Genomic DNA, 13,368 nt, shown 5'->3' with positions numbered 1-13,368 from the left:
CGCTCCGCGCTCGTGCGCGCTTGCCCGTGCCAGGGCACGGGCGAGCGCGCACACCTGCACGATGAGCACCCATGAGCAGCGAGCGGGTCCGCTACGAGCGCGACGGCCACGTCGCGACGATCACCTACGACCGCCCCGAGAAGCTCAACGCCATCGACGGGGCGATGCGCACCGGGCTGAACGAGGCGTTCGACCGCTTCCGCGCCGACGACGAGGCCTGGGTCGGCATCGTGACCGGCGAGGGGCGGGCGTTCTGCGTCGGTGCCGACCCGGGCGGCGAGGGCAACCCGGCCGGCGACTTCCCCGGCTCGTTCTGGGAGCGCCCGACGGTCAACTCGTTCGAGAGCGGCTGGGAGATCTACAAGCCCGTGATCGCGGCGGTGAACGGGCACTGCCTGGGCTACGGGCTGACGCTCGTGACCTGGTGCGACCTCGTGATCGCCAGCGAGCGGGCGACGTTCGGCTTCCCCGAGGTGCGCCTGGGCATCCCGACCATCGTCGGCGCCCTCCGTCTGCCCCAGCGGATCGGCTGGCAGCCGGCGATGGAGCTGCTGCTGACCGGCGAGCGCGTCGACGCGCAGCGGGCGCGGGACATGGGGCTGGTGTCCCGCGTGGTGCCGCACGACGACCTGCTCTCCGAGGCCCGCGCGCTCGCCGACCGCCTGCTGGCCGGCGCGCCCCTGGCGCAGCGCGCGATCAAGGAGATGGCGCGCCGGGGCCCGTACCTGGGCGAGACCGACGCCATCCGCTTCGGCGAGACCATGCGCCGCGTCGCGGGGGCCACCGAGGACGCGGCGGAGGGCATGGCGGCGGCTCGCGAGAGGCGCGAGCCCCGCTGGCAGGGGAAGTAGAGGTGCGCGTCAGCGCACCCGCTCGAACACCGCCGCCAGGCCCTGGCCGCCGCCGATGCACATGGTCTCCAGGCCGTAGCGGGCCTCGCGGCGGTCCATCTCGCGCAGCATCGTCGCCAGGATCCGCACGCCCGTGGCACCGACCGGATGACCCAGCGAGATGCCCGAGCCGTTGGGGTTCACGCGCTCGTCGGTGACGAGGTCGATGCCCCACTCGCGCCCGACGCCCAGCGCCTGGGCGGCGAAGGCCTCGTTGAGCTCGATCACGTCCAGGTCCGACAACGTCAGCCCCGCCCGGCCCAGCGCCTGCTCGGTCGCCGGCACCGGACCGATCCCCATCACCTCCGGGCCCACACCGGCCAGCCCCCACGACACCAGCCGCGCCAGCGGCCGCAGCCCCAGCTCGGCGGCCTTCTCCGGCGTCGTCACGACGCACACCGCGGCGCCGTCGTTCTGCCCCGACGCGTTGCCCGCCGTGACGGTCGCCGCGTCGTCCTGCTTGCCCACGATCGGGCGCAGCTTCGCCAGCGACTCCAGCGTCGCGTCCGGCCGGATGTGCTCGTCGGCGTCGACGACCGTGTCCGACTTGCGCCCCGGCACCGTCACCGGCACCAGCTCGTCGGCGAAGCGCCCGTCCTTGACCGCCGCGGTCGCCTTCTCGTGCGACCGGACCGCCAGGCGGTCCTGCTCCTCGCGACCGATGTCGTAGCGCTTCCGCACGTTCTCGGCGGTCTCGATCATCCCGCCCCACACCGGGTGGTTCACCCCGCCCGCGTGGACCCGGCCCTCGGCCAGCGCGTCCTTCATCTGGAAGCCGCCCGCCTTGGTGCCCCAGCGCGGCGCCTGGCTGTAGTAGGTCGCCCCGGACATCGACTCCGCGCCGCCGGCGAGCACCAGCGACGCACCGCCGGTCTGCACCGCCATCGCCGCGTAGAGCACCGCCTGCAGCCCCGAGCCGCAGCGGCGGTCCACCTGGATGCCCGGCACCGTCACCTCCAGGCCGGCGTCCAGCGCCGCCACCCGCCCGATCGCCGGGGCGTCCATCGTCGGGTAGCAGTGCCCGAACGCGACGTCGTCGACCTGGTCGGCGGTGATCCCCGTCCGCGACACCAGCTCCCGGATCACCGTCGCCGCCAGCTCCTGGGCCGCCACGTCGCGCAGCCCGCCCCCGAAGCCCCCCACCGGGGTCCGCAGGGGCTCACAGATCACCGCATCGGCCACGGCCGACCTCCTCCAGGGACGAGCTAGTGCAGGTAGCGCAGGATGACCTCGGCGACGCACGCCGGCTTGGGCCAGCCCTCTATCTCCACGGTCCCCGCGATGGTGGCCTGCACGCCGTTCGGGACGTCGATGACGTCCGCCAGACGGCAGTGACCTCGCACACGGCTGCCCACCGGCACGGGCGACGGGAAGCGCACCTTGTTCAGACCGTAGTTCACCGTCATCGACACCCCCTTCACCTCGAAGGTGTCCCAGCCGAACCTCGGCATGAGGGCGACGGTGAGGAAGCCGTGGGCCACGGTGCGCCCGAACGGCCCGGCGGCGGCGCGCTCGGGGTCGACGTGGATCCACTGGTGGTCGTCGGTGGCGTCGGCGAACGTGTCGACGCGGTGCTGGTCGACGGTGACCCACGGGCTGGTGCCCAGGTCCTCGCCCACCGCGCCGCGCAGCTCCTCGACGTCGGCGAACACTCGCATGGGCGCGCTCCTAGAGGTCGCTAGAGGTCAGCAGCGAGTTCCTTGGCCTGCCCGACCAGCGACACCCGCTCGGCGGGTGTGCCGGCCAGCGGCGTGACGTTGATCGTGGTGACGCCCGCGTCCGCGAACGCCTGCAGGCGCTCCGCGACGTAGGCCCGCGGCCCGATCAGCGACATCGCCTTCACGAGCTCGTCGGGCACCGCCGCGGCGGCCTCGTCCTTCTTGCCGTCGAGGTAGAGGTCCTGGATGGTCGCGGCCTCGGACTCGTAGCCGTAGCGCTGGGCGAGCTCGTTGTAGAAGTTCTTGCCCTTCGCGCCCATGCCGCCGACGTAGAGGGCGACGAACGGGCGCATCCCGTCGAGCATCTGCCGGGCCGTGTCGGCGTCCTCGGTGATGCACAGCGACGCCTGCAGGTAGATCTGCAGGTCGCCCAGCGACGGGTCACGCTTCGCCTTGCCCTGCTCCAGCGAGGAGCCCCACACCTCCTGCGCCCGCTCCGGCACGAAGAAGATCGGCAGCCAGCCCTCGGCGATCTCGGCGGTCATCGCCACGTTCTTGGGGCCGATGGCGGCGAGCACGATCGGGATGCGGTCGCGGACCGGGTGATTGATGATCTTGAGCGGCTTGCCGAGCCCCGTGCCCTGGTCGGGCGGCAGCGGCACGGTGTAGTGCTTGCCGGGGTACTGGACCTTCTCGCGGCGCCACACCTGGCGGCAGATGTCGACGATCTCGCGTGTGCGCCCGAGCGGCGCGTCGTAGCGCACGCCGTGGAAGCCCTCGATGACCTGCGGGCCCGACGCCCCGATGCCCAGCGTGAAGCGGCCGTTCGACACGTAGTCCAGGCCCGCGGCGGTCATCGCCGTGAGCGAGGGCGTCCGCGTGTAGATCTGCAGGATGCCCGAGGCGATCTCGACGGTGCTCGTGCGCGCGGCGATGTACCCGAGCTGGCTGACCGCGTCGAAGCTGTAGGCCTCCGGCACGAAGACGATGTCGAGGCCCGCGGCCTCGTGCTCGGCCAGCTCGGCCACCGTCTCCTCGAAGCCGCCGCTGTAGTTCAGGCCCATCCCGATGCGCACGCGCGCAGCCTGTCACGATCGCGTTGATCACGGCAGTGCGGCGGCGAGGAGACGGGTGTGTTCACGACGACGGTGACGGTGCGCGGCTACGAGACCGACGCCAACGGGCACGTCAACCACGCCGTGTACCACCAGTACGCCGAGCACGGCCGCACCGAGCTGTTCCGGGCCACGGGCATCGACGTGCCGCACATGACCGCCGCCGGCATCGGCCCGGTGATCCTCGAGTCCACGGTGCGCTTCCTCGCCGAGCTGCGCGTCGGTGACCAGGTCGAGGTGCGCCTGGACGTGCGCTTCGGCGAGGGGAAGACGTTCCGCATGGACGCCGAGCTGCGCCGCGACGACATCGTGGCCGCGACGATCACCGGCACCATGGGGCTGCTCGACCACGCCACCCGGCGCCTCGTCGCCGACCCCCGCGGCCGGCTGCTCGCCCTCGGGGACGCCGGGCGGATCGCTCAGGTGCTCGACGAGGCGGGGGCCGACGCCGGGCTGGACGACGGGGAGAAGTGACCGGGCCAGTCGGCGTAGCGGATCCGCGGGGTCGCGCGCACCTCGCCCAGCGTCGACCATTCGTTGCCCCCGAGGCGTGCGAGCGGCGCGAGGCGCCGCACGTCGGGGCGGCCGTCGACGAGGACGGCGTCGTCGATCGCGGCGTGCAGGACCCGGCCGAGCACGATCGCGGAGTTGCCCAGGCGCACCACCTGCTCGAGCCGGCACTCCAGCGCGACCGGCGACTCGGCGACCCGCGGGGTGGCGACGCGCAGGGACGGCTCGCGGGTCAGCCCGGTCGCGTCGATCTCGCTCTCGCCGGGCGGGAAGTCGGTCGCGGTGGCGTTGACGTGCTCGAGCAGCGGTTCGGGCGTCAGGCACACGGTGAACTCGCCGGACGTCTCGGCGTTGCGCAGCGAGTCCTTCTCGCCGACCGAGGTGAACTGCACGATCGGCGGGTCGGTGCACGCGACGGTGAAGAACGAGTGCGGCGCGAGGTTGTCGACGCCGTCGGCCGAGCGCGTCACCACCCAGGCGATCGGTCGCGGGACGATCACCGAGGTGAGCAGCTTGTAGAAGCCGCCGGCGCCCACGGTGTCGGGGTCGAAGTCGGTGCGCACGCTGCTCAGTTACCCGGCAGCAGACCGCTCGGCACCAGCTCGGGGCGCTCCGAGGTGGTGGTCACGCTGGTCTCGGGCGCCTCCGAGGTGGTGCTCGCAGGGGCCTCCGTGGTCGTCGTCGCGTCGTCGGCGGGCTCGCTCCCGGTGGTCTCGGGCGCCGAGCTGGACGTCGTGGGCCCGGTGCCGAACACCGATCCGACGCTGGTCCCCGAGTCGCCGCCGGACAGGGGCGAGCCCTTGAGGCGCTCGATGCCCGTGATCGCCAGCATCGCGATGAGGAAGATCAGCAGTGCGGTCGCGGCGAGCAGCCCGTAGCGCCGCCACGGCCTGGGACGCCGGCGGTCGGGGTCGTCCGGGTCCCCGGGCCCGCCCGGCCCGCCCGGGGTGCCGTGGAACGCCGTGGCGTCGTCGTCGGCGGTCAGGACGCGGGTGCCGGGAGCGACCGCGCGGGTCGGGTCGTCGCCGCCGGCCGCGGCCGAGACGCGGGTGGCGTCGTCACCCCCGATGACCACGGTCGGCTGCTCGGACGGGTCGGCGCCGGGTGGTCCTCCGGTCGGCGAGACGGTGGTGCGGTCGTCGCGCGACGCCACCATCGCCTGGCGCCCGCGCATCCGGGTGCGGACGTGGTGACGCGTGCGCTCGATCGAGCGCTGGTAGAACGCGTCGCCGACCGTGGTGATGATCGCGACGATCCCGGCGCCGATGACGGTGCCGCCCGCGCCGCCGAGGAACGATCCCGCGCCCGCCGCGGTCACGGCGGCGGCCGCCTGCCCGCTGACCTTGGCCATCGACAGCCCGGCCTCCGACCCACCGCCGTCCGACCCACCGCCGTCCGATCCGCCGCCGTGCGATCCGCGCCGCGTCGCCGGCGCGTCGCCGGCCGCGACGTCGGTACGCCGGGTCGGGGCCTCGGCGGGCACGTCGTCGGGGGCGGGACGGGCCGGGACGGCCGAGCCGGCCGGGCGCCCACCCGGCGCCGGCCCCGGGGGCGGGCCCGGCGGTCCGGGCCGGCCCGCGCCCGGCAGCGGGCCGTGGCCCGGTCCCTGCGGCGGTCCCGCGGGCGGGCCCTGGAGCGCGCGGCCGGGCCGGTCGGCGTGCGGAGCGGGTCGGACGGCGCCGGGCGCCTGCGCTCCGGGTCCCGGCCACGCGGGACCCTGCGGCCCGGGCCGGCCGGGCGGACCCGGCGGGCCCGGCCGTCCCGGCGACCCGGCCTCGTGGGCCGGCGCGTCGGCCGGTCCCGCGGCGTGACGGCCGGCGCCGCGCGAGGTGTCGGGGCCGGGCTCGTCCGCGTCCACGCCGGGGGCGGCGTGGCGCCCGCGGCCCGGTCCGGGCGTGCCCGGGCTTCCGGACTGCTCGCTCATCCCTGCCCCCGCTGACGTCGACGACCGGGGGCCAAGCCTGCCCCACCCCCACCGCGGCCCGTTCCGGGGGCCCGGGACACGCCGACGCCGAGCGCGACGATCAGTCGCCGGACCGCCGGTGCCGCCCGCCGGTGCCGCGCAGCATCACGGGGCGCGCCGGGCGCTCCTCGGCGCCCGCGGGGACGTCCTCGCGGAACGCACGCCTCGCGAAGTCACGGTCGCCACGGCCGAGCGCCCGGCGGACTTCCTCGTAGATCGGCGTCTGCGTCATGCGGGCACCCTACGACTCCTCCCCGACCCTCCCCCGGGCACCACGACGGCTCTTCGCGCACGTTTCCCACCCGCGCTGACCTGGGCACACGACCCGACGACCGCCCGCCGGGAGGATCTCCACGAGACATGATCACAGACCCGGCCCCGAGGTCCACCCGGTCGGATCAACCGGCCCCGGAGGGCCCTCACCCCGCGTCGCCGACCCCGGGAGCACCGTGCCCACCCAGCCGGCCGAGTTGACCGTCCACTCGTCGCAGCCCTACAACGCCGAGCCACCGCGCACGGCGCTCGCGGACCTCGACCTCACGCCCGTCGCGCTCTTCTACCACCGCAACCACGCGCCCGAGACGCCGCGGATCGACCCCGCGACGTGGACGCTGCGGGTGGACGGACGGGTGGAGCGGCCGGCCACGTTCTCCCTCGGCGCGCTGCGCGAGCGCTTCGACGAGCACGACCAGGTCGTGACGCTGCAGTGCGCCGGCAACCGCCGCGCCGGGCTGGCCGAGGTGGCCGAGCTGCCGGGCGAGACCCCGTGGGGGCCGGGCGCCGTCGGCACCGCGCGGTGGGCGGGCGTGCGCCTCGCCGACGTGCTGCGCGACGTCGGCGTCGACCCGGCGGCGACCGACGTCGAGCTCGTCGGCGCCGACGTCAGCGAGGAGCCGGGCGCGCCGGAGCCGTACGCGGTGTCGGTGCCGCTCGACAAGGCCCTGGCTCCGGAGGTCCTGCTCGCCTGGTCGATGAACGACGCGCCACTGGCGGAGGCCCACGGTGCGCCGGTGCGCGTCGTCGTCCCCGGCTGGATCGGGGCCCGCAGCGTCAAGTGGCTCGAGCGCATCACCGTGCGCGACGCGCCCTCGACCGGCCACTTCCAGGCGGTCGCCTACCGGCTCCTGCCCGCCGGGGCCTCCCCAGCGCCGGGCCGTGGCGTGGCGCTGGGCCCGCTCGCGGTGAACGCCGACGTGCTGGCTCCCGACGACGGCGCCGAGGTCCCCGCCGGCCCCACACGCGTCACGGGATACGCGCTCGCCGGCGGCGACCGCACGGTCGTGCGCGTCGACGTCTCCACCGACGGCGGCGCGACGTGGACCCAGGCCGACCTCGACCCGCAGGCCGGGCGCTGGAGCTGGCGGTTCTGGCAGGTCGAGCTCGACCTGCCGGTCGGCACCAGCCGCGTCCACGCCCGGGCGTGGGACTCCGCGGCCGGCGTCCAGCCCGCCGATCCCGCGGAGCTGTGGAACCCCAAGGGGTACGTCAACACCTCGTGGGCGCACGTGACGCTGCACGCGTTCGGGGCCGCCGACGGGTGAGGCGATGCGCACCGGGCACCCGACCGGGTCCGCATCGAGGTGTGACCGCAGGAGGTAGTCCCATGAGCGCCGGCGAGCGCCGTCCGCGGCGCCTGTCCATCGGGGTGATGGTCGGTGCGCTGCTGGCGGCCGTCCTGATCCTGGCCCTGGTCCTGGCCTGGCTCGCCCAGGGCACGGCGGCCCCCACGAGCCCGCAGACCGACGGATCCCTCGGATCGCTGATCGTCCTCGTGCCCGCTCTCCTCTAGCTCCCGCCCGCTGCGCGGCGCGGCGCGGGTGCGGTGGCCACCGCCTCGCGCCGCTCGGGGGTGGGACCGGAGCGGATGAGCGTCACCAGGCCCACCACGGCCACCACGCCGCTGACCACTGCCAACGTGGCGCCCGAGGCGCCCATCGCGAAGCGCTCCCCCAGCACGGCGATGCCGATGGCGACCGCGGCGACCTGGTCGACGGTGATCTGGGTGGACAGCCCGGCGTCGAGCCCGCCGTCACGGTAGGCGGTCTGCAGCAGCAGGATCGAGGCCACGGGCAGCACGACGATGGCCCCGACCACCGCGGCGATCAACCACGGCGAGCGTCCGTCCTGGACGAGCCGGAACCCCACGCGCACCAGGCCCGAGGTCGCCCCGGCGCACAGGCCGGAGACGGCGGCCCGGATGACCGCGCGCGGGACGCCGGGCGCGCGCCCGCTCGCCGCCGCCACCCCGGCGGCGACCAGCAGGACCACGCCGATCGCGCCGAGCACGAGCCCGGCGTCCGGCCGGTTCGGACTGGGCTCGTGCTCGGCGAGCCCGAACAGCCCCGCCAGCCCGACGACGAGCACGACGGCGCCGACCCATTCCCCGCGGTGGATGCGGCGCCGCTCGAACCAGGCGTCGAGGGGCAGCGCGAGGACCAGCGCGGACACGCCGATCGGCTGGACCAGCGTGATCGAGCCGAAGGCCAGCGCGCCGACGTGGATGATCGCGCCGACCACCATCGCCGCCACGCCGCCCCACCACCACGGGCGGCGCAGCAGGGAGTTGAAGAAGGGCACGCCGCTGCGGTCGGGACCCTCGGCGGTCCGCCCGGTCTCACGGCGCTGCAGGGCGGCCGAGAGGGCGTAGGCCAGCGCGGAGCAGCAGGCGAGGGCGACCGCGATCGTCGAGTCCGGGGTCACCTGGTGCGCTCTCCGGGGCGTGGCACTGCGGGGGTCTACCCGGCGCTCAGCGCACGAACGCGCTGTGGCCGGTGATCCTCTTGCCGACGATCAGGGCGTTCATCTCCCGCGTGCCCTCGAACGAGTACAGCGCCTCGGCGTCGGCGAAGTAACGCGCGACCCCGTTGGCGAGCACCACGCCGTTGCCGCCGACGAGCTGCCGGGCCCACGCGACCGTCTCCCGCATGCGGCTGGCGCAGTACTCCTTCGCCAGGGCCGAGTGTGCGTCCGAGCCCCGCCCCGCGTCGAGGAGCTGGGCGTTGCGCACGGCCATGCCCAGCGAGGCCGTGACGTTGCCCAGCATCTGCACCAGCAGTTCCTGCATGAGCTGGAAGCCGGCGATGGGCCGCCCGAACTGCTCGCGCTGCTGGGCGTAGGACAGGGCGAGCTCGTAGGCCGCCATCTGCGTGCCCACCGCGCCCCACGAGGCGTTGGCCCGCGTGCGCTGCAGGACCCCGCCCGCGTCGGCGAACGTGCCCGATCCGCCCGAGAGGCGGTGGTCGTCGGGCACCCGTACGCCGCGCAGGGCGATGTCGGCGTTCTGGACGATCCGCAGGGCCGTCTTGCCCTCGATCTTCGTGATCGTCATGCCCGGGGTGCCGGACGGGACGACGAAGCCCCGGACGTCGTTCGTGTCCGCGTCCCGGGCCCAGATGACGATCAGGTCGGCGAACGTCGCGTTGCCGATCCAGCGCTTGTCGCCCTCGAGCACCCACTCGGCGTCGGGACCGGAGCCGTCGCGGCGCGCCGTCGTCTCCATCCCGCCCGCGACGTCGGAGCCGCCGTGCGGCTCGGTGAGGCCGAACGCGCCGATCGTCTCCATCCGGGCCATCGAGGGCAGCCACCGCTCCCGCTGCTCCGGGGTGCCGCCGGCGTGGATCGAGCCCATCGCGAGGCCCGTGTGGACGCCGAAGAAGCTGTTGACCGACGGGTCGACCCGCGCGATCTCGGCGTGCATGAAGCCGAGGAAGAGCCGGCGGGCGGGCTCGTCGCGGCCCTCGCCCAACCCGTAGGGCAGGCCGGCGAGGTCGAGCGCGGCGAAGCCCTTGACGAGGTCCGGCGGGAACTCCGCCCGCTCCCAGGCACCCTCGACCAGCGGCGCGACGTCCTCGGCGAGGTAGGACCGCAGGCGCCGCAGCGTCGCCGTCTCCTCGTCGGTGAGCAGATCGCCGTAGTCGTAGAAGTCGGCCGCCGCCGCGCGGTCCGGGGCGAGGTCGAGCACGGGCCGCGGGAGGGCGGGGGCGTCGGACGGGGCGTCGGCCATGCCTCCAGCGTGGCCCGGTGTCGCGGGCGGCGCCAGGTGATCACCGCCGGGCCGCGCCGTAAGGATGCTTGTACTATCCAAGCAATCGGGCCGCGGGGCGAGACGAGAGGTGACGTCGGTGGACGGACAGGAACCGATCATGATCTTCGGTCGGGTGACGCGCGGCGCCGGGGCCCCGGTGCCCGGCGCGGCACTCACGCTGTGCGACCTCGCCGGCGACCAGCTCGGCCGCGCCGCCGCCGACGAGGGCGGGCACTATCAGCTCGTGCCCCCGACGGGCGGGACCTACCTCGTCATCTGCTCCTCGTCGACCCACCAGCCGCAGGCCTCGCTGGTCGCCGTCGCCGACCGGCCGCTGCGCCACGACGTCGGCCTCGCGGGCGGCGGCGCCACGCTCGGCGGGACGGTCGGCGTGCGCCTCGGCAGCGGCACCAACGGCGACGAGGCCGGCGCGGTCAGCGGGCAGGGCGACGTGGTCCTCACCCTCACCGACGTGCGCGGCACCGTCGTCGCCGTCACGCGCTCCGACGCCGACGGCGCCTACCGTTTCGCCGACCTGACCGAGGGCACCTACACGCTCACCGCCGCGACGACCCACCTCGCGCCCGTGGCCGAGACCGTCCGCCTGCCCGCCGAGGGCCACGTGGCCCACGACGTCGCGCTGGCCACCCGCACCCGGCTCACGGGCACGGTGCGCTCTGCGGGCGCGGGGCGGCCGGTGGCCGAGGCGCTGGCCACGCTGGTCGGCGAGGACGGCCACGTCGTCGGCTCGCGCGTGACCGGCGACGACGGCGCCTTCCGCTTCGACGACGTCGCTCACGGCGTCTACACCATCACCGCGAGCGGCTACGCGCCGGTCGCCTCGGAGATCGAGATCGGGCCGGGGCACCCGTCGGAGGTCGTGCTGAACCTGGTCCCGCCGAGCGTCGACGGGCACGGCGCGCCGTGGCCGGGCTCCGACCACGCGGGGTCCAACGGTGCCGGCCAGCACGTCCACCAAAGAGGGAGCGAGGACGTCACCGGGGCCGGCGACCGGACCGCCGGCGAGCGCGGGTGACGGCCGGGCAGCACAGGGGCGCGGGCCCCGGAGCGCCCGGGGCGCAGGCTGGGTGCGTGGCGTCGCGGTGACCAGCGACGGCTGGCCGGTGCCGTTCGCCGTGGTCACGGTGGTCGACGCGGTCGGCACGCAGATCGGCCGGGCGTCGTCGGCGGGGACGGGGCCTTCCTCGTCGACGGCCTGCCCGAGGGACCCGCGACGGTGATCGCCTCCGCCGTCGGGCACACGCCCGCCGCGCGCCCCGTGGCCGGCCCCGGCGACCTCGGCCGTGTCGTGCTCACGCGCTCGGGAGCACTGAGCCTGCCCGCACCCGGGCGCTGGGACATCGACCCCGTGCACTCGCGCATCGCCGCCTCGGCGTTCCACCTCGGGATCACCAAGGCCGACGGGCGCCTGCGGCGCTTCACCGGGACGATCGAGATGGGCACCGACCTCGCGAGCACCGAGGTCCGCGCCGCCGTCGAGCCGGCGAGTGTCGACACCGATGACGACGTCCGCGACCAGCACCTGCGCTCCGCCGACTTCCTCGACGTGGCCGCCCATCCCCACATCGCGTTCGCCTCGACGCGGATCACCGCCCGCAGCGCCGACCGGTGGACGATGACCGGCGACCTCGTGCTCAAGGGCGTGCGGAACACCGTCGACCTCGACGTCGTCCACCACGGCGCCGGCCCCGACCTGTGGGGCGGCGAGCGCGCGGGCTTCAGCGCGACCACCCAGCTCTCGCGCGACGACTTCGACATCCGCTGGAACCAGTCGGTGATCGCCGGCATCCTCGCCGTCGGCCGCACCCTGCGCATCGAGATCGACATCGAGGCCGTGCGCGCGAGCTGACGGCGGGCTCGCCCCGTCCGCCGGCCCCGCCGTGACCGCGCGCACGCCGGTCGGTCCACGGCGAGGTGGGATGCTGGATCCCCGTGACGCCACTGACCGCCGACGCCGTGCGCCGGTCGATGATCAACTGTTCGAAGGGCGACGCGAAGCGCATGACCGTCGTCGACGGCGTCGTGGGCGCCGACCTGGACGAGGTCGAGTTCGTCGGCTGGCACGACCCGCGCATGCCCCGGCGCGCCTACGTCGTCGGCCTGCACGAGGGCGCGGTGACCGGTGTGCTCCTGCGCCCGGCCGCGCGCGCCGGAACGCGACGGACGGCGATGTGCGCGCTCTGCCGCACCACCCACACCGACGGCGAGGTCTCGCTCTACACCGCGCCGCGCGCCGGCGCCGCCGGACGCGAGGGCAACAGCGTCGGCACCTACATCTGCGACGACCTCGCGTGCCCGACGACGACGCGCCTCGAGCGGGCGCCGAGCCCGCAGGTCATGCCCGACCTGAGCCACCCGGTGGACGAGCGCGTCGCCGGGCTGCGGGTGCGCCTCGACACCTTCCTCGCCTCCGTGCGCGGGCGCGCCGACGCGAGCTAGGAGCCGCCCGCCCGCTGCGGCACGAGCACGGGCAGGGCGCGCAGGGCCAGGTCGACGAGCACCGGCTGCGCCTGGTCGAAGGGCACCGGGCGGTCGGGCGTCAGCGTGAAGCTGGCGGTGACGCGGCCGTAGACCACGACGAGCACGGGCCCCTCGGGGTCGGGGTAGTAGATCGCCTCGGCGGCGCCGAACGGCACCGGCTGGGCGGGCACGCCGGAGTACGCCTGGGCGTCACGGTTGACCTGCGACTGCGCGGCCGCGGCGGCGGGATCGGTGTAGCCGCTGGTCAGCACCTTGAGCAGCAGCGTGTTCGGCGGCGGCGCCCCGGGCCCGCCGACCGAGGAGTAGTTGCAGGTGATCCGCTCGAGACGCCCGACCTGCGGGGCGGGGACGTCGCGCAGCGCGGAGACCCGGACCGAGCCCAGCGGCAGGCCGAGGTAGTTCGGCAGCTGGTCCGACGCCAGCACCTGGTCGCAGTCGTTGGGCAGGATGCCGTCGCGCGGCGGGGGCGCACTGGTGACCGGGGCCGCCCCCGGACCGGGGAACGTCGGGATGGGCGGGGTGCCCGAAGCCGGCCCGGAGGAACACGCCCCGACCAGCAGCGCGAGCCCCGCGAGCGCCCCGACCAGACCGGCGCGACCCCGTCGCGACCGACGCCGGCCCCTCGCCGGGCCCGGCGTCCCCGCTCCCCCGCGCTCCATCGGCCCCCGTCCCCGCCCCGTCGTCGTCGGCCTGCCGGCCGCCGCCC

Annotated in this window: 16 protein-coding genes; 7 read left to right on the top strand and 9 right to left on the bottom strand. The window is 75.3% G+C overall.

Annotation, left to right across the window (positions count from 1 at the left end; all coding sequences use genetic code 11):
- The first annotated feature begins 71 nt into the window (after positions 1-71).
- Entirely contained in the window at positions 72-851 is a 780-nt protein-coding gene (locus C8D89_RS05340) for an enoyl-CoA hydratase/isomerase family protein (RefSeq protein WP_116707064.1), read from the top strand.
- A gap of 9 nt (positions 852-860) precedes the next feature.
- Here the strand turns inward: C8D89_RS05340 and C8D89_RS05335 are convergent, their stop codons facing one another.
- From C8D89_RS05335 to C8D89_RS05325, 3 genes are read right to left on the bottom strand one after another with little or no spacing between them, the layout of a single operon-like run.
- Complete coding sequence (locus tag C8D89_RS05335) at positions 861-2,072, bottom strand: acetyl-CoA C-acetyltransferase (RefSeq protein ID WP_116707063.1); 1,212 nt, start codon at positions 2,070-2,072, stop codon at positions 861-863.
- 23 nt (positions 2,073-2,095) lie between these two features.
- On the bottom strand, positions 2,096-2,548 hold the full coding sequence (locus C8D89_RS05330) for a MaoC family dehydratase (protein ID WP_116707062.1): 453 nt from the start codon (positions 2,546-2,548) through the stop codon (positions 2,096-2,098).
- A 20-nt stretch (positions 2,549-2,568) separates the two neighbouring features.
- On the bottom strand, positions 2,569-3,624 hold the full coding sequence (locus tag C8D89_RS05325; protein WP_116707061.1) for an LLM class F420-dependent oxidoreductase: 1,056 nt from the start codon (positions 3,622-3,624) through the stop codon (positions 2,569-2,571).
- Positions 3,625-3,681: 57 nt separating this feature from the next.
- Here C8D89_RS05325 and C8D89_RS05320 point away from each other — a divergent pair, with 57 nt between their 5' ends.
- Positions 3,682-4,137, top strand: coding sequence for an acyl-CoA thioesterase (locus tag C8D89_RS05320; RefSeq protein WP_116707060.1), 456 nt, complete (start codon positions 3,682-3,684; stop codon positions 4,135-4,137).
- Here the strand turns inward: C8D89_RS05320 and C8D89_RS05315 are convergent.
- From C8D89_RS05315 to C8D89_RS29055, 3 genes are all read right to left on the bottom strand, one after another.
- Entirely contained in the window at positions 4,083-4,736 is a 654-nt protein-coding gene (locus C8D89_RS05315; RefSeq protein WP_116707059.1) for a flavin reductase family protein, read from the bottom strand. The two genes, C8D89_RS05320 and C8D89_RS05315, sit on opposite strands and share 55 nt — an antisense overlap.
- 5 nt (positions 4,737-4,741) lie before the next feature.
- Positions 4,742-6,097, bottom strand: coding sequence for a hypothetical protein (locus C8D89_RS29685; RefSeq protein WP_207787073.1), 1,356 nt, complete (start codon positions 6,095-6,097; stop codon positions 4,742-4,744).
- Positions 6,098-6,197: 100 nt separating this feature from the next.
- Positions 6,198-6,368 carry a hypothetical protein gene (locus C8D89_RS29055; protein WP_165825563.1) on the bottom strand — a complete coding sequence of 57 codons (171 nt, stop codon included), beginning with the start codon at positions 6,366-6,368 and terminating at the stop codon, positions 6,198-6,200.
- 217 nt (positions 6,369-6,585) lie between these two features.
- Between C8D89_RS29055 and C8D89_RS05305 the strand changes: the two genes are divergently transcribed.
- Both C8D89_RS05305 and C8D89_RS05300 read left to right on the top strand, forming a co-directional pair.
- Positions 6,586-7,677 (top strand): sulfite oxidase, encoded by a 1,092-nt coding sequence (locus C8D89_RS05305; protein ID WP_243417873.1) that lies wholly within the window; start codon positions 6,586-6,588, stop codon positions 7,675-7,677.
- 62 nt (positions 7,678-7,739) lie between these two features.
- Positions 7,740-7,925, top strand: coding sequence for a hypothetical protein (locus C8D89_RS05300; RefSeq protein ID WP_116707058.1), 186 nt, complete (start codon positions 7,740-7,742; stop codon positions 7,923-7,925).
- On the opposite strand, the gene C8D89_RS05295 is transcribed toward C8D89_RS05300, so the two are convergent.
- Together C8D89_RS05295 and C8D89_RS05290 are read right to left on the bottom strand one after the other, a co-directional pair.
- Positions 7,922-8,836: a DMT family transporter gene (locus C8D89_RS05295; protein WP_116707057.1), complete on the bottom strand. Its 915-nt coding sequence runs from the start codon at positions 8,834-8,836 to the stop codon at positions 7,922-7,924. The two genes, C8D89_RS05300 and C8D89_RS05295, sit on opposite strands and share 4 nt — an antisense overlap.
- Before the next feature lie 46 nt (positions 8,837-8,882).
- On the bottom strand, positions 8,883-10,139 hold the full coding sequence (locus C8D89_RS05290; RefSeq protein WP_116707056.1) for an acyl-CoA dehydrogenase family protein: 1,257 nt from the start codon (positions 10,137-10,139) through the stop codon (positions 8,883-8,885).
- Positions 10,140-10,257: 118 nt separating this feature from the next.
- On the opposite strand from C8D89_RS05290, the gene C8D89_RS05285 reads away from it, so the two are divergent.
- The 3 genes from C8D89_RS05285 (at position 10,258) to C8D89_RS05275 (ending at position 12,620) form a co-directional block, all read left to right on the top strand.
- The gene (locus C8D89_RS05285) at positions 10,258-11,196 is read left to right on the top strand and encodes an MSCRAMM family protein (protein WP_165825562.1); all 939 of its coding nucleotides are present in this window, start codon (positions 10,258-10,260) and stop codon (positions 11,194-11,196) included.
- Positions 11,197-11,397: 201 nt separating this feature from the next.
- Positions 11,398-12,030, top strand: a complete 633-nt coding sequence (locus C8D89_RS05280) for a YceI family protein (RefSeq protein ID WP_243417872.1) — start codon at positions 11,398-11,400, stop codon at positions 12,028-12,030.
- Between the two features lie 83 nt (positions 12,031-12,113).
- Entirely contained in the window at positions 12,114-12,620 is a 507-nt protein-coding gene (locus C8D89_RS05275; RefSeq protein WP_116707054.1) for an FBP domain-containing protein, read from the top strand.
- Here C8D89_RS05275 and C8D89_RS05270 read toward each other — a convergent pair.
- Complete coding sequence (locus C8D89_RS05270) at positions 12,617-13,321, bottom strand: hypothetical protein (RefSeq protein WP_116707053.1); 705 nt, start codon at positions 13,319-13,321, stop codon at positions 12,617-12,619. The two genes, C8D89_RS05275 and C8D89_RS05270, sit on opposite strands and share 4 nt — an antisense overlap.
- Between the last annotated feature and the right edge of the window lie 47 nt (positions 13,322-13,368).

The organism is Actinomycetospora cinnamomea (genome assembly GCF_003096675.1).
Lineage (GTDB): Bacteria > Actinomycetota > Actinomycetes > Mycobacteriales > Pseudonocardiaceae > Actinomycetospora > Actinomycetospora cinnamomea.
Note: the sequence above shows the minus strand (reverse complement) of the source record. Positions and strands in the feature narration are given on the sequence as shown.